Source organism: Spirillospora sp. NPDC000708, from assembly GCF_040299565.1.
Lineage (GTDB): Bacteria > Actinomycetota > Actinomycetes > Streptosporangiales > Streptosporangiaceae > Spirillospora.
In genome coordinates this window covers 1-14,549 of record NZ_JBEPCJ010000112.1, presented here as the reverse complement: position 1 = coordinate 14,549, position 14,549 = coordinate 1, and the positions used below count along the sequence as shown (strand labels likewise).

Genomic DNA, 14,549 nt, shown 5'->3' with positions numbered 1-14,549 from the left:
TCCACCGCGCGCGGTGGACGCCGCGGCCTGCCTTACAGGGCGTCCCGCAACGACCCGGCGCGCACCTGCTCGCGCAGGCGGAACTTCTGGATCTTGCCGGTGGCCGTGCGCGGGAAGTCCGCGACGAGGTGCACCGACTCCGGCCACTTCTGCCGGGCGAGCCCGGCCGCGGCGAGATGGGCCCGGACGTCGTCCAGCGACACCGGGCTCGCCGGGTCGCGCGGGCGGATCACCGCGGTGGCGTGCTCGCCCAGCCGGGCGTCCGGTTCGGCGACGACGCTGACCTCGGCGACCCGCTCCAGCGTGAGCAGCAGCGACTCGACCTCCTGGGCGCTGATGTTCTCGCCCCCGCGGATGATGACGTCGGCGACCCGGTCGGTGATCGTGAGGTAGCCGTCGGCGTCGACCTCGCCCATGTCGCCGGTGCGGTACCAGCCGCCGGCGTCGAACGCGCGCGCGGTGAGCGCGGGGTCGGTGTAGCCGACGAAGCAGTCGGCGCCGCGGGTGAGGATCTCGCCGTCGTCGTCCAGGCGGAACTCCGCGCCCGGCAGCGCGCGGCCGTCGGTGCGCAGCCGCTTGTCCGGCGGGTCGGTCAGCAGGCTCGCCGTGACCGAGGGGTGCTCGGTGCTGCCGTACGAGCGGTAGACCGCAATGCCCTCCCGCGTCGCGCGCTCGGTGAAGGTGTCCGGCACCGGCGCGCCGCCGAGGCCCATGTGCGGGATGAGCGCCAGGTGCTCGGGCGTGAAGCCGGGGTGGTCCAGCAGGCTCGTCAGGAAGTAGGGCGGGCCGCCGGCGACGCCGATGCGCTCCTCGGCCATCACCGCCAGCACGTCGGCCGGGTCCCACACGTCGATCAGATGCACCGGCTCGGACCGCAGCAGCGGCACCAGGAACGCGTTGATCATGCCCATGAAGTGGCCGACGGGGGTGCCGACGAGCGTCGGCGGCCCGCCCCTGGCGTAGAAGCGGTCGCACTGGCGCGCTTCCCAGGCGATCGTCTGGTGGCTGTGCACGACTCCCTTCGGGTTGAGGGTCGTCCCGGACGTGAAGCCCACGATCGCCGGCATCTCGGGCTCGACCCGCTCCGGCTCCTCGATCGGGCGCGCCCGCAGCATCAGGTGGAACGGCGTGGCGGCAGCCGGCAGTTCCGCCTCGGGGCGGTCGCCCACCACCAGCCACAGCGGCTCCTCGTCCCGTCCGGCGAGCAGCTCCGCGTACTGCTCGAGGTGGTCGGTGCGGCCGAAGCGGTCGGGCGTGACGATCACCGCGGGACGGGTCTCGTCGAGGATGCGGCCGACCTCCCTGGGCCCGTAGAAGTGCACCACCGGGACCACGACCGCCCCGACGTACGCGGCGGCCCAGAACGTGACGGCGGCCTCGACCCAGTTCGGCATCTGCACCACGACGACCGAGCCGGGGCCGACGCCCCAGTCCAGCAGGGCGCGGGCGAAGGAGCGGCTGGCGCGGTCCACCTCGGCGAACGTGCCGTTCCAGGGCCGGACCCTGGACCGCACCTGGAACCGCAGCCCCGGAGCCCGGCCGAGCCCCTCGGCCACCATCGAGCCGAGGGAGCCGTCCGTCCACCACCCTTCCGCGTGGTAGCGCCGGGCCAGCTCGGCGGGGACCGTCCGCACGCCCCAGCCGTCGACAACAGAGCCTGTGGTCACCGCACCGCCTTCCGGGAGGCCTGATGGCGGCGGGGCACCGCCCGCCGTCCTCACCGCCATCGAAGTATATTTCGACGTCAACGTCAATACTGTGCCCGCGCCGCGGCCCGGGCGGCGAGGAACTCCCACGTGCGCTCGGCGTCCGCCGCGCTCGCGGCGAGCACGTGCGCGGCGAAGTCGGTGACGCCGCTCTCGGCGAACGCGTCGAGGCGCCGGCCGACCTCGTCGGGCGAGCCGACGATCGCGAGGTCCGCCACCCCGTCCACGCCCTCGCGGCGCAGCACCTTCCGGTACGAGGGGAAGCGGTCGTTGGCGCCCAGCCTGCGGTCGACGTGCTCGCGCGTGCCCGCGACGTCGCCGGTCACGGCGACCGGCAGGGCGGCCACGACCCGGAACGGCGAGCCGTCCGACCGCGCGCGCAGCGCGGGCCGGATCACCTCGGCGATCGTGCGCGGCCCCGCGGACCAGGTGACCACGCCCGCCGCCACCTCCGCCGCGAGCGCGGCCATGGCCGGGTTGACGGCCCCCAGCAGGATCGGCGTCGGCTCTCCGGCGACGGCGACGCCGCGGCCGTCCCGGCCGTCCATGACGGCCGTCAGCTGCTCGACGTACCAGCGCGTCGCCTCGATCGGCGGCGTCCACTCCAGCCCGAACGCGTCCCTGACCAGCGCCTCGTGCGACGGGCCCACGCCGAGCACCAGCCGGCCCTTCAGCACTTCCTGGACGGTCGCCACCTGCTGCGCGAGCGCGAACGGCGGGCGCAGGGGCATGGGCACCACCGCCGTCCCCAGCTCCACGCCCGGCACCTCGCGGCCCGCGACTGCGAAGGCGGTGAGCGTGTCGTGCCCGGTGAGCATCGGCGCCCAGTAGCCGGCGAGGCCGAACTCGGCGACCTTGCGGACCTCGCCGACGACGCCCTCGATCGTCCCGCGCATGGTGAGCCCAGAATGAACGGCGATGCGCATGCGTCCTCCCTCTCCCGCCGGGTCTTCGCTCAGTAGGACTTGGGCAGGCCGAGGACGTGCTCGCTGATGTAGTTCAGCACCATCTCCTGGCTGACCGGGGCGATGCGCATCAGGCGGGACTCCCGGAAGTAGCGCTCGACGTGGTACTCCCGCGCGTACCCGAAACCGCCGTGCGTCTGGACGGCCGCGTCGGCGGCGGCGAAGGCGGCGTCGGCGCACAGGTACTTCGCCGTGTTCGCCTCCTTGCCGCACGGTTCGCCGGCGTCGTAGCGGGCGGCGGCGTGCCGCGCCGCCAGCTCCGCCGCGTCCAGCCGCATCGACGCCTCCGCGAGCGGGAACGCGATCCCCTGGTTCTGGCCGATCGGGCGGCCGAACACCACCCGCTCCCCCGCGTACCGCACCGCACGGCGCAGCGCCGCCCGCCCGATGCCGAGCGACTCGTGCGCGAGCAGGATCCGCTCGGGGTTGATGCCGTCCAGCAGGTAGGTGAACCCGCGTCCCTCCTCGCCGACCAGCGCCGATCCGGGGACGCGGAAGTCGTCCATGAACAGCTCGTAAGAGGAGACCGCGTTGCGGCCCATCTTCGGGATCGCCCGCATCTCGACCTCGCCGCCGGTCAGGTCGACGACGAACATCGAGAGGCCGTCCGTCCGCCGCCGGCCCTCGCGCGGCTCGCTGGTGCGCGCCAGCAGCACCGCCTTCTGCGACTGCGCCGCCTTGGTGATCCAGACCTTCCGGCCGTTGATCACGTAGTCGGAGCCGTCCCGGCGGGCGAAGGTGCGGATGCGGCCGGTGTCGGACCCGGCGTCCGGCTCGGTGATGGCGAAGCAGACATGCAGGTCGCCGGTCGCGGCGGCGGGGAGCAGCTCGCGGCACAGCCGGTCGCCGCCGTGCCGCGCCACCAGGTTGAGGCCGAAGATCGTGAGGTGGAACGGGCTGCAGCCGTTCATGCCCGCCCCGGACGCGGCGATCTCGTACATCATCGACGAGGCCGCCGAAATGCCCATGCCCGCGCCGCCGTACTCGCGGGGGATGGCGATGCCGAGCCAGCCGGCCTCGGCGAAAGCCTTGTAGAACTCCCAGGGGAACCGGGTCTCCTGATCGACCTCGGCCCAGTACGCGTCGTCGAACCGCTCGGCCACCTCACGGACGGCCGCGCGCAGTTCGTCGTCGGTGAGAGCGTCGTCGGTTGTGGCCTCGGGGGCGGTGTCTTGGCTCATGCGAACTCCTCGATCGGTTCTTCCACCTCAGCGCACCGAGCGCCCGCCGTCGACGTAGAGGACCTGGCCGGTCACGAACCCGGAGTCCTCGGAGGCGAGGAACAGCGCGGCGTTGGCGATGTCGGCGGGCTTGCCGACGCGCCGCATCGGCAGGGTCGCCGCCACCTCCGCCAGCCGCTGGTCCACCGCGACGCCGAGCCGCTCGGCGGTCGCCCGGGTCATCTCCGTGTCGACGTAGCCGGGGCCGATCGCGTTGACGGTGATTCCGAACGGGCCGAGCTCGATCGCGGTCGTCCGCGTGAAGCCCTGGATCCCCGCCTTGGCGGCGGAGTAGTTCGCCTGGCCCCGGTTGCCCAGCGCGGAGGTCGAGGAGATGTTGATCACGCGCCCGTAGCGCCGCTCGACCATGATCCGCTGCGCGGCCCGGGTCACCAGGAACACCCCGCGCATGTGGACGGCCACCACGGTGTCCCAGTCGTCCTCGGTCATCTTGAACAGCAGGTTGTCCCGGGTGACGCCGGCGTTGTTGACCACGATGTCGAGGCCGCCGAACTCCTCGGCGAGCCGCCGCACGGTCCGGTCGACCTGCTCGGCGTCGGAGACGTCCGCGCCGAGGCCGACGGCCTGCCCGCCCGCGTCCCTGATCCCGGACACGGTCTCCCCGGTCAGGTCCTCCTTGAGGTCGAGGACGCCGACGCGGGCCCCGGCGCGGGCGTAGGTCCGGGCGATCTCCGCTCCGATGCCGCGGGCCGCGCCGGTCACCAGCGCGACGCGGCCGTCGAGGTTCGTCATGGTCGTTTCGCTCCCGAGTGCTGGGGTTCGGAGGAGGTGCGCGCGGCGCGGGGGCGGCCGTGCGCGATCGCGCGGACGGCGTCGCGGTGGGCGCCGGACTCCAGGAGTCGGACGTGCCACACGGCCTCCGCGTCCGCGCAGTCCGCGAGGTCGTGGTCATGGGCGCGGGCCAAATGCTCCTTCATGGCCCGGACCGCGTCCGGTGAGAGGGCGGCCAATCGTGCGGCCGTCTTGGAGACGTGCGCCGCCAGCTCGTCGTCGGCGACGGCCTCGTTGACGAGGCCGAGCTCCTGCGCGCGGGCGGCGCTCAGCGGCGGCGAGAGGTAGAGCAGTTCCAGCGCCCGCGACGCGCCGAGCAGGCGGGTCAGCTGCCAGGTGCAGCCGAAGTCGCCGGCCAGCCCGATCCGGCCGAAGCCCGTGCGCAGCGTCGCGGAGGCTCCGGCGTAGCGCAGGTCGCAGGCGAGCGCGAGGCCGAGTCCGGCGCCGACGGCCGCGCCCTCGACGAGCGCGACGGACGGCTTCGCCAGCTCCCGGAGCCGGACGACCGTCGCGCGCTGCAGCGCCTTCTGGGCGTCCAGCCGCTCGCCCGGATCGCCGGCGGGGCCGAAGATGCTCTCCCCCGCCGCGAGCTTGGCGAGGTCGCCGCCCGCGCAGAAGGCACCGCCGGCCCCGGCGATCACCACGGCCCGGACGTCGTCCGACGCGGCGGCGAGGTCCAGCATCGCGGCGAGGCCGTCGAGCATCTCCCGCGAGAACGCGTTGCGGACCTCCGGACGGTTCAGCGTGAGCGTCAGCACGCCGCCGGCCCGCGCGGCGAGCAGGTGCGCGGTGCCCGTCGGCAGGGCCTCGCCCGAATGATTTGACATAGACGTCGAAATTATAATGACGCGGTCGCCAGGTCAATGGCCCGCCCGCCCCGACACCGCCGACGACGCGGAGTAGATCGACATCGACGTCGAAGTTAGACTGACCGGACGCAGCCGGACCCGGACCGGGCGACCGCACCACCGACGGAGGAGCCCCATGCCCGACAGGCCAGCCACCCAGCCCCCGCCGCCGGCCCCGCCTCTCGCCGGCACGGTCGTGGTGAGCTTCGAGCAGGCGGTGTCTGCGCCCTACTGCACGCGCATGCTCGCCGACCTCGGCGCGGAGGTCGTCAAGGTCGAGCACCCGCGCACGGGCGACCTCACCCGGTGGTTCGACGACGCCGCCGGCGGCATGGCGACCTACTTCGTCTGGCTGAACCGCAACAAGCGGTCCCTGGCGCTGGACTGCAAGCGCCCCGAGGCCCGGCCCGTCCTCGACCGGCTGCTCGAACGCGCCGACGTCGTCGTGCAGAACCTCGCGCCCGGCTCCGCCCGCCGCCTCGGCCTCGACGCGGCGACGCTCGTCGAGCGGTACCCGTCGATGGTGGCCGTCGACATCTCCGGCTACGGCACCGGCGGGCCGCTCGACCACCGCCGCGCCTACGACCTGCTCGTCCAAGCCGAGAGCGGGTCGTGCGCCGCGACCGGCCAGGCCGACGCGCCCGCCAAGCCGGGCATCCCCATCGCCGACATCGGAACCGCGATGCAGGCCGCGGCCGGCATCATGGCCGCGCTGCTCGCGCGCGCCCGCACGGGCGCCGGCGCCGCCCTGCAGGTGAGCATGTTCGACACCGCGGCCGACTTCCTCGGGTTCGCCCTGCTGTACGCCCGCTACACCGGCGAGGAGCGGGCGCCGATCGGCATGTCCTCCCCCATCGTCGCCCCGTACAACGCCTACCCGACCAAGGACGGGCGCACCGTCGTGCTCGGCACCACGAACGACGCCGAATGGCAGCGCCTGGCCCGCGACCTCATCGGCCGCCCGGACCTCGCAGACGACCCGTCCCTCGCCACCACCCCGCAGCGCTGCGCGCAGCGCGGCAGGCTCGACGAGGCCGTCGGCGCCTGGGCATCGACCCTCGACCTCGCCGAGATCTGCGCGCGCGCCGACGCGGCCGGCATCGGGAACGCCGAGCTCAACCGGGTCACCGAGGTCGTCGACCACCGGCAGCTCACCGCGCGCGGCCGCTGGCGCGAGGTCGGGTCGCCGGTCGGGCCGCTGGCGTCGCTGCTCCCGCCCGTCATCACCCCCGCGTGGACCACGCCGCTGGAGGACGTCCCCGCCCTCGGCGAGCACACCGCCGCGATCCTCACCGACCTGGGCTTCACCTCCGAAGCGCAGGACGAACTCCGCCGGGCCGGCGCGGTGCCGCCCCGGCCGGCCCACGACCAGTCAGGAGAGTCATGAACGAGGCCGTGATCTGCCAGCCGCTGCGGACCCCGATAGGCCGGTTCGGCGGCGCCCTGCGGACGGTCCCCGTCCAGGACCTGGGCGTGACGGTGGTCCGGGCACTGATCGAGCGGAGCGGGCTGGACGGCTCGCTCGTCGACGACGTCGTGTTCGGGCACTGCTACGGCACCGCCGAGGCGCCCGCGATCGGACGGGTCATCGCGCTCGACGCGGGCCTGCCGGCGACCGTGCCGGGCGTCCAGATCGACCGGCGCTGCGGGTCCGGCCTGCAGGCCGTGGTGTACGCGGCGGCGATGATCCGCTCCGGCGCGGCGCAGGCGATCATCGCGGGCGGCGCCGAGAACATGTCGCAGGCCCCGCACTACTCGCTGACGGCACGCTGGGGTTCGCGGGCCGGGGACATCACGCTGACCGACACCCTGACGCGCGGCCGGACGACCGCGGGCGGCCGGAACCACCCCGTCCCCGGCGGGATGCTGGAGACCGCCGAGAACCTGCGCCGCGAGTACAAGATCGGCCGCGCGGAGCAGGACGAGCTGGCCTACGCCTCGCACCGCCGGGCGCTGGACGCCCAGGACCGCGGCGCGTTCGCCGAGGAGATCGTCCCGGTCACGGTGCCCGGCCGGAAGGGGGACACGGTCGCCGACACCGACGAGCACCCGCGCCGCGACGTCTCCCTCGATAAGCTGGCCGTCCTCCGCCCCGTCATGGGGAGGGACGACGCGGAGGCGACGGTCACGGCCGGCAACGCCAGCGGGCAGAACGACGGCGCCGCCGCCTGCCTGGTCACGGCCCCCGAGTTCGCCGCCGAGCACGGGCTGCGGCCGCTCGCGCGCGTGGTGTCGACCGCGACGGCCGGGGTCCCGCCCCACCTCATGGGCATCGGGCCCGTACCGGCGACGCGCCGGGCCCTCGACGCGGCGGGCCTCACGCTGGCCGACATGGACCTCATCGAGCTGAACGAGGCGTTCGCGGCGCAGGCCCTGGCGGTGACGCGGGAGTGGGACTTCACGCCGGCCGACTTCGAGCGGCTCAACGTCAACGGCTCGGGCATCTCGCTCGGCCATCCGGTCGGCGCGACCGGCGCCCGGATCGTCGCGACGCTCCTGCGCGAGATGGAGCGCCGCGACGCGCGGTACGGCCTGGAGACCCTTTGCATCGGCGGCGGCCAGGGCATCGCCGCGGTGTTCGAGCGGGTGCGGAGCTGACGGCGCGCTCCGCCCTCGGGGGCGGGAGCGGTACCGGGGGCGGGAGCGGTACCGGGGGCGGGAGCGGTACCGGGGGCGGGAGCGGTGCCGGGAGCGGGAGCGGTGCCGGGAGCGGGAGCGGTGCCGGGAGCGGGAGCGGTGCCGGGATCGGAACGGTCAGGCCTTCGCGGCCTTGGCGGGCTTCCCGCTCCTGGAGCGGGGCCTGCTGTCGGCGTCCGGGCTGAGGCCGAGCGCGTTGGCCCACAGCAGCGTGAGCTGCTCGACCGCCTCGTTCATGGCGAAGCGCGCGCCGCCGATGAACATCATCTCGGCGAACTTGGCGACCATGCCGCCGAGCGCGGTGGCGGCGTAGCGCTCGTCGATCCGCTTGTCCGCCAGCCCGTCCGCCTGCAGCCGCTTGATCGCCGACTCCAGGCGGGCCGCCAGGTAGTCGTCGCGCTTGGACCGCACCTTGCGGACGTCCTCGTCGTACCGGCTGACCTCTTCGATCACCCGCATGATCGGGGCCTCCTTCCGGTACGCGGACAGGTAGGCCTTGTTGGCGGCGCGGATGCGCTCGATCGGGCCGGCGTCGTCGGCCTGCGGGATGTCGTCCATCGAGACCAGGCGGACCTCGACCTCCTCGGCGATCTCCCGGAAGAGCGATTCCTTGGAGTCGAAGTAGTGGTAGAACGACCCGTGCGAGACGCCGGCCTCGGTGGCGATGTCGGTGATCCGCGCCTGGAGGAAGCCGTCGCGCTCGAACACGGTCTTGCCCGCCTCGACCAGGCGCGCCCGCGTCCGGCGGCCCTTCGCGGAACGAGGCTCTGGATCCATCCCGGTCCTCCAAACGATGAACTCGACGTCGGAACCATGATGCCGTACCCGCGCTACAGGGACCGCTTCATGTCGATGTGCCGCTTCGCGAACACCAGGCGGCCGTCCTCCCAGGTCATGCGGTCCCGGTAGGTACCGGCGATCATGGAGCCGTTCTCGGCGTTGACGAACAGGAAGGGCGCCACCGAGTCGATGTCGCCGTCGTCGCGTTCCTCGACGCTGGGCACGCCCTGGAGGTGGACGCCCTGCGGCGCCCGCGCCGCGAACGCGGCCAGTTCCTCCGCGCCGCCGACCTCCCGGCCGTCGGAGAGCGTCAGCACGCCCCGCGTGCCGTAGAGCGCGCTCCACGCCATCGCCTGGCCTCCGTCGACGTACCGCGCGTAGTCGGCCTGCAGCCTGGTCACCGCGGCGAGGACCCCGTCACCGTTCGGCATGGCACGTCTCGTCCTTTCGATCGTATGAGACCAGTTATGACTTCGACGTCGATAATGTCAAGGTCTTCAGGAGCATCACCCATGCGACGGGGAATCGGACACTTCGACCTTTATTTGACGTCGACGTCGGTATAGGATGACCGGGCAGCGAGCCCCGGACGCGCGGCGCGCGGGGAGGCAAGGAGATGAGATGGCACCGGTCCCCATCGCCCACGACCTGTTCACCTGGCCCGCCGACGAGCCCCGGCTGATCGGCGGCAGGTGCGGGGAGTGCGGGACGCACGTGTTCCCGCTGCGAGCCGGCTGCGCGCGGTGCGGCGCGGCCGCCGTGGAGCGCGCGCTGCTGAGCCGTTCGGGAACGCTGTGGACGTGGACGTCGCAGGGGTTCCCGCCCAAGGCGCCGTTCCGCGGCGAGTTCGCCGGCACCGACCCGTTCGAGCCCTGGCTGGTGGGCGTGGTCGAGTTGCCCGGCGAGCTGCGCGTGGAGACCCTCCTCACCAGCTGCGGGCAGGGCGACCTGGAGTTCGGCATGGCGATGCGGCTGGTCACGCTGCCGTTCCGGACCGGCGAGGACGGCCGGGAGATCATCACCTTCGCGTTCCGTCCGGAAGGGGCCGAGCATGCCTGACGTCGCGATCATCGGAGTGGGGATCCACCGGTTCGGCCGCTTCCCCGGCAAGCCGGCGCTGGCCATGGGCGCCGAGGCGGCCCGCGACGCCCTCGCCGACGCGGGCCTGAAGTGGACGGACGTGGAGTTCGCGGTGGGCGGCAGCTACGAGGTCGACCAGCCCGACGCCGTCGTCGCCGAGCTCGGGCTGACCGGCGTGCAGTTCACCAACGTCTACAACGGCTGCGCGACCGCCGGCAGCGCGCTGGCCCTGGCCGCCCAGACGATCCGCCTAGGGCAGCACGAGATCGGCCTCGTCCTCGGCATGGACAAGCACGAGTCGGGCGCGTTCACCGCCGATCCGCGCGAGTACGGCTGCCCGTCCTGGTACGGGGAGATGGGGCTGTTCCTCACCACGAAATTCTTCGGCATGAAGATCAACCGCTACATGCACGACCACGGCATCACGCACCGGACCCTCGCCGAGGTCGCCGCCAAGAACTACCGCAACGGCGAGCTGAACCCCGACGCGCACCGCCGCAAGCCGCTGTCGCCGGAGCAGATCCTGCAGTCGCGGATGCTGAACTACCCGCTGACCCAGTACATGTTCTGCAGCCCCAACGAGGGCGCGGCGGCGCTGGTGGTGTGCAGCGCGGACGTGGCGCACCGCTACACCGACAAGCCGATCTACCTGCGCAGCGTCGTCACCCGCACGCGGCGGTTCGGCGCGTTCGAGGTGCACACCCCCTCCGCCTCGGTGGCGGCCGACCACGTCCCGGCCCCGACCGTCGACGCCGCCAAGGCCGCGTACGAGGCGGCCGGCATCGGCCCGGAGGACGTCCGGATCGCCCAGCTCCAGGACACCGACGCCGGCGCCGAGGTCATCCACATGGCCGAGGTCGGGCTCTGCGAAGACGGCGAGCAGAACGAGCTGATCGCCTCCGGCGCCACCGCGCCGGGCGGCAGGCTCCCGGTCAACACCGACGGCGGCCTGATCGCCAACGGCGAACCGGTCGGCGCCTCCGGCCTGCGGCAGGTCCGCGAGCTGGTGCTGCAGATGCGCGGCCGGGCGGGCGAGCGGCAGGTCGCCGGGGCGCCGCGGGTCGGCCTCGCCCAGCTGTACGGCGCGCCGGGCGTCGCCGCCGTCTCCATCCTGTCGACCTGACCCCGCCCCGACAACGCAGCGGCCCGGGCACACAGCCCGGGCCGCTCTTCCATTCGCCGGCCGGGCCGTCAGCCGGCGGCCTCCCCGATCGTCTGGCGGGCGATGATGACCTGCTGGATCTGGCTGGTCCCCTCGTAGATGCGGAACAGCCGCGCGTCGCGGTAGAACCGCTCGACCGGGACCGACCGCATGTACCCGGCGCCGCCGTGCACCTGGACGGCGCGGTCCGCGACGCGCCCGACCGTCTCGCTGCAGAAGTACTTCGCGGCGGCCGGGCCGGTGCGGCGGTCGGAGCCGTCGGCGTAGGAGCGCGCGGCGTCCAGGACGAGCGCGCGGGCCGCCATCGTCTCGGTGACCGAGTCCGCGATCATCGCCTGCACCAGCTGGTGCGACGCGATCGGCTTCCCGCCCTGCTTGCGGTCGGACGCGAACCGCACGGACTCATCGATCAGCCGTTGACACATCCCCACGCAGGCGGCGGCCAGCAGGAGCCGTCCGGCGGACAGGCACCGCATCGCGGTGAGGAAGCCGGTGTGGACGCCCGCGTCGCCGCCGACCACCGCGTCCGCCGGCACGCGCACGCCGTCGAGGTTCACGTCGGCCGTCCAGGCGCCGAACTGGCCCATCTTGTGGTCCCGCGGTCCCACCGTCAGCCCGGGAGTGCCCGCCGGGACGATGAAGGTGGAGATGCCGCGGGATGACCGCGCGTCGGGGTCTGTCCGGGCGAACACCATGAACACGTCGGCGATCGGCGCGTTGGTGATGTAGCGCTTGACGCCGTTGAGGACCCACCGGTCGCCGTCGCGGACGGCGTTGGTCCGCATGTCGCCCGGGTCGGACCCGGCGTCGGGCTCGGTGAGCGCGAAGGAGGCGACGGCCTCGCCCGAGGCGAGCCGCGGCAGCCAGTGCCCCTTCTGCTCCGGGGTGCCCGCGTCCATGATCACACCGCCGGCGATACCCACGTTCGTGCTGAACATCGAGCGCAGGGCGGGCGTGGCGTACCCGACCTCGATCAGCAGCCGGCACTGGTCGACGATGCCGAGGCCGAGGCCGCCGTACTCCTCCGGGATCGTGAACCCGAACAGGCCCATCCGCCTGGCCGCCTCGCGCAGGACGTCCGGTACCTCGTCCCTCTCGTCGATCTCCGCCTCGCGCGGGATCACCTCCTTGCGGATGAAGTCGCGGACGGCCTCCAGCATCGGCTCGAGGTCCTGGTCTGTCATGTCGGCCACGGGTCGGCCACCTTCCGGGCGCAGTTCATTAAATCGACGTCGATGTAAGTTTCGGTCGCGGATCAGCGGGCGGCCCGGGCGCCGGCCCGTTCCTCCAGCACGGCCTTGTGCACCTTCCCGCTCGCGGTGAGCGGCAGCTCGCCGATCAGCTCGACGAAACGCGGCACCTTGTAGTTGGCCATCCGCTCGCGGCACCAGGCGATGACCTCGGCGGCGGACGGCGCGGGTGTGCGCGGCACGACGAACGCCATGCCCACCTGCCCGAGGCGCTCGTCGGGGACACCGACGACGGCGGCCTCCCGCACGCCCGGGTGTTCGAGCAGCATGGCCTCGATCTCGGCGGGGTAGGCGTTGAACCCGCCGACGATGAACATGTCCTTGGCGCGCCCCGCGATGCGCAGGCATCCGCGCCCGTCGAAGCACCCGAGGTCGCCGGTGCGCAGCCAGCCGTCCGCGGAGAGCACCTCCGCCGTCGCCTCGGGGTCGTCCAGGTAGCCGGCCATGACGGTCGGCCCGCGCAGGAGGATCTCCCCGACCTCCCCCTCGGCGGCGTCCCCGCCGGTCCCGTCGGCGACCCGGATCTCGAAGCCGGGACGGGCCCGCCCGACGGTCGTGGCGATCGTCTCCGGGTCGTCGTCGGGCGCGGTCGAGCTGGCCGTCCCCGCCTCGGTCAGCCCGTATCCCGAGACGATGAGCGAGAACGGCAGCTCGTCGCGGACCCGCCGGATGAGCTCGACCGGGATGTCCGCCGAGCCCGTCACGGCGACGCGCAGGCTCGACAGGTCGTACCGGTCCCGGCCAGGGTGCTCCAGGATCGCGTGGTACAGGGTCGGGGCGCCGGGCAGGACGGTGGCCCGCTCCTCGGCGACGAGGGCCAGCACGGCGTCGACGTCCAGGACGGCCTGCGGGTACATCGTGGCGCCGGCCGACAGGCAGGCGAGGATGCCGGCCTTGAACCCGAACATGTGGAAGTACGGGTTGACCATCACGTAGCGGTCGCCCTCGCGGAGCCCCGTCATGGCGACCCAGTCGGTCGCCACGGTCATGGTCCGGCCGTGGGTCATGACCACGCCCTTGGGCGCGCCGGTCGTCCCGGACGTGAAGAGGATGTCGGACGCGTCGTCCGGCCCGAGGGCGGCGCTCCGCCGGTCGACCTCGGCGAACGCGCTCTCGGTGGCGCGCGCCAGGAAGCCCGTCCACGGCACCGCGTCCCCGGACGGGCGCCCTCGGGCTATGACGACGGTCCGCAGGTCGGGCAGGGGGACGCCCGACGCGGCGAGCATCTCGACGTAGTCGTTGCCGAGGAAGTCCGTCACCGTCACCAGGACCCGCACCTTGGCGCGACTCAGGATCCCAGCCGCCTCCCGTCCTTTGAACCTGGTGTTGACCGGGACGAGGACGGCGCCCGCCTGGTAGAGCCCGAGCACCGCGACGATCCATTCGCGGCTGTTGAACGCCCAGACGGCGACGCGGTCACCGGGCTCGACGCCGTCCGCGACCAGCGCGGCGCCGAACCGCGTGGCCTCCTCGTGGAGCTCGGCGTAGGAGACGCGCGCGGCGCCGTCCACGACCGCGACCCGGCCGGGGAAGCGCTTCGCGGCGGACGCGGTCATCGCCGCGATGCTCGGCCGGGACGGCCCCGGGCTGTCGGTCATGGCGGGCCTCCGTGATTGACATCGACGTCAGTATAGACTTTTATCGTCAGCAGAGAAGAGCCCTTCGCATCCGCGCCGGCGATCCGCACGCGCACCCCGCGCGGCCCCGGCGCGCCTCCCCCGAGGTCGCCGCACATGATCATTGAGTCCGATCTCCACCCGACCGCCGCCGCCTCGCCCGCGCCGCGGAGTGAGCGCTGATGGACGTACGCCTGTCCGCCGAGCAGCGGGCGCTGCGCGAGGCCGCCGCCCGCCTCGTCGACGACCACGCCCCCGGCTCGGTCGCCGACCTGGACGACGAGGCCCGCGCCGCCGGCCTGGAAGCGGCGCTGACCGGCGCCGGCTGGCGCGAGCTGCGCGCGCCGGACCCCGACGGCGGGGGCCGGCCGCTCGCCTCCGCCGTGGAGGCCGCGATCGTCGCCGAGGAGTTCGGCCCGGGCCCCGCCGACGCCCCCGTCCACGGGCCCACGCAGGCCCCCCAGCGGCGGCCCCCCGCGGGCCCGGAGCCCGC

At 73.5% G+C, this 14,549-nt stretch carries 14 protein-coding genes; 5 read left to right on the top strand and 9 right to left on the bottom strand.

Annotated features, from left to right (window positions below):
• Positions 1-32 precede the first annotated feature (32 nt).
• From ABT299_RS45895 to ABT299_RS45875, 5 genes are all read right to left on the bottom strand, one after another.
• A complete protein-coding gene (locus ABT299_RS45895; RefSeq protein WP_500254656.1) occupies positions 33-1,667 on the bottom strand; it encodes an AMP-binding protein in 1,635 nt (544 codons plus the stop codon).
• 83 nt (positions 1,668-1,750) lie between these two features.
• A complete protein-coding gene (locus tag ABT299_RS45890; RefSeq protein WP_500254655.1) occupies positions 1,751-2,632 on the bottom strand; it encodes an LLM class flavin-dependent oxidoreductase in 882 nt (293 codons plus the stop codon).
• 29 nt (positions 2,633-2,661) lie between these two features.
• Entirely contained in the window at positions 2,662-3,852 is a 1,191-nt protein-coding gene (locus ABT299_RS45885; protein WP_500254654.1) for an acyl-CoA dehydrogenase family protein, read from the bottom strand.
• A gap of 27 nt (positions 3,853-3,879) precedes the next feature.
• A complete protein-coding gene (locus tag ABT299_RS45880; protein ID WP_500254653.1) occupies positions 3,880-4,644 on the bottom strand; it encodes a glucose 1-dehydrogenase in 765 nt (254 codons plus the stop codon).
• Complete coding sequence (locus ABT299_RS45875) at positions 4,641-5,510, bottom strand: enoyl-CoA hydratase/isomerase family protein (RefSeq protein ID WP_500254652.1); 870 nt, start codon at positions 5,508-5,510, stop codon at positions 4,641-4,643. Before ABT299_RS45875 ends, ABT299_RS45880 begins: the two co-directional genes overlap by 4 nt.
• A gap of 157 nt (positions 5,511-5,667) precedes the next feature.
• Here ABT299_RS45875 and ABT299_RS45870 point away from each other — a divergent pair, with 157 nt between their 5' ends.
• Both ABT299_RS45870 and ABT299_RS45865 read left to right on the top strand, forming a co-directional pair.
• Positions 5,668-6,918 (top strand): CaiB/BaiF CoA transferase family protein, encoded by a 1,251-nt coding sequence (locus ABT299_RS45870; RefSeq protein WP_500254651.1) that lies wholly within the window; start codon positions 5,668-5,670, stop codon positions 6,916-6,918.
• Positions 6,915-8,129 (top strand): acetyl-CoA C-acetyltransferase, encoded by a 1,215-nt coding sequence (locus ABT299_RS45865; RefSeq protein ID WP_500254650.1) that lies wholly within the window; start codon positions 6,915-6,917, stop codon positions 8,127-8,129. The genes ABT299_RS45870 and ABT299_RS45865 overlap by 4 nt, the downstream gene beginning before the upstream one ends.
• Positions 8,130-8,285: 156 nt before the next feature.
• Here the strand turns inward: ABT299_RS45865 and ABT299_RS45860 are convergent, their stop codons facing one another.
• Together ABT299_RS45860 and ABT299_RS45855 are read right to left on the bottom strand one after the other, a co-directional pair.
• Complete coding sequence (locus ABT299_RS45860; RefSeq protein WP_500254649.1) at positions 8,286-8,945, bottom strand: TetR/AcrR family transcriptional regulator; 660 nt, start codon at positions 8,943-8,945, stop codon at positions 8,286-8,288.
• Between the two features lie 53 nt (positions 8,946-8,998).
• Positions 8,999-9,379, bottom strand: coding sequence for a nuclear transport factor 2 family protein (locus ABT299_RS45855; RefSeq protein WP_500254648.1), 381 nt, complete (start codon positions 9,377-9,379; stop codon positions 8,999-9,001).
• Between the two features lie 190 nt (positions 9,380-9,569).
• Here ABT299_RS45855 and ABT299_RS45850 point away from each other — a divergent pair, with 190 nt between their 5' ends.
• Together ABT299_RS45850 and ABT299_RS45845 are read left to right on the top strand one after the other, a co-directional pair.
• Positions 9,570-10,007, top strand: a complete 438-nt coding sequence (locus tag ABT299_RS45850; RefSeq protein WP_500254647.1) for a Zn-ribbon domain-containing OB-fold protein — start codon at positions 9,570-9,572, stop codon at positions 10,005-10,007.
• The gene (locus tag ABT299_RS45845) at positions 10,000-11,151 is read left to right on the top strand and encodes a thiolase family protein (RefSeq protein ID WP_500254646.1); all 1,152 of its coding nucleotides are present in this window, start codon (positions 10,000-10,002) and stop codon (positions 11,149-11,151) included. Before ABT299_RS45850 ends, ABT299_RS45845 begins: the two co-directional genes overlap by 8 nt.
• 68 nt (positions 11,152-11,219) lie before the next feature.
• On the opposite strand, the gene ABT299_RS45840 is transcribed toward ABT299_RS45845, so the two are convergent.
• Entirely contained in the window at positions 11,220-12,374 is a 1,155-nt protein-coding gene (locus tag ABT299_RS45840) for an acyl-CoA dehydrogenase family protein (protein WP_500254672.1), read from the bottom strand.
• Positions 12,375-12,445: 71 nt separating this feature from the next.
• Positions 12,446-14,038, bottom strand: coding sequence for a FadD3 family acyl-CoA ligase (locus ABT299_RS45835; protein ID WP_500254645.1), 1,593 nt, complete (start codon positions 14,036-14,038; stop codon positions 12,446-12,448).
• Between the two features lie 200 nt (positions 14,039-14,238).
• On the opposite strand from ABT299_RS45835, the gene ABT299_RS45830 reads away from it, so the two are divergent.
• Positions 14,239-14,549 (top strand): acyl-CoA dehydrogenase family protein (locus ABT299_RS45830; RefSeq protein WP_500254644.1); only part of this gene is annotated, 311 nt, incomplete at its 3' end.

Bases quoted from the DNA above. Each gene is read 5' to 3' on its own strand.
- ABT299_RS45890 (WP_500254655.1), bottom strand. From the start codon at position 2,632: ATGCGCATCGCCGTTCATTCTGGGCTCACCATGCGCGGGACGATCGAG.
- ABT299_RS45885 (WP_500254654.1), bottom strand. From the start codon at position 3,852: ATGAGCCAAGACACCGCCCCCGAGGCCACAACCGACGACGCTCTCACC.
- ABT299_RS45880 (WP_500254653.1), bottom strand. From the start codon at position 4,644: ATGACGAACCTCGACGGCCGCGTCGCGCTGGTGACCGGCGCGGCCCGC.
- ABT299_RS45875 (WP_500254652.1), bottom strand. From the start codon at position 5,510: ATGTCAAATCATTCGGGCGAGGCCCTGCCGACGGGCACCGCGCACCTG.
- ABT299_RS45870 (WP_500254651.1), top strand. From the start codon at position 5,668: ATGCCCGACAGGCCAGCCACCCAGCCCCCGCCGCCGGCCCCGCCTCTC.
- ABT299_RS45865 (WP_500254650.1), top strand. From the start codon at position 6,915: ATGAACGAGGCCGTGATCTGCCAGCCGCTGCGGACCCCGATAGGCCGG.
- ABT299_RS45860 (WP_500254649.1), bottom strand. From the start codon at position 8,945: ATGGATCCAGAGCCTCGTTCCGCGAAGGGCCGCCGGACGCGGGCGCGC.
- ABT299_RS45855 (WP_500254648.1), bottom strand. From the start codon at position 9,379: ATGCCGAACGGTGACGGGGTCCTCGCCGCGGTGACCAGGCTGCAGGCC.
- ABT299_RS45850 (WP_500254647.1), top strand. From the start codon at position 9,570: ATGGCACCGGTCCCCATCGCCCACGACCTGTTCACCTGGCCCGCCGAC.
- ABT299_RS45845 (WP_500254646.1), top strand. From the start codon at position 10,000: ATGCCTGACGTCGCGATCATCGGAGTGGGGATCCACCGGTTCGGCCGC.
- ABT299_RS45840 (WP_500254672.1), bottom strand. From the start codon at position 12,374: ATGACAGACCAGGACCTCGAGCCGATGCTGGAGGCCGTCCGCGACTTC.
- ABT299_RS45835 (WP_500254645.1), bottom strand. From the start codon at position 14,038: ATGACCGACAGCCCGGGGCCGTCCCGGCCGAGCATCGCGGCGATGACC.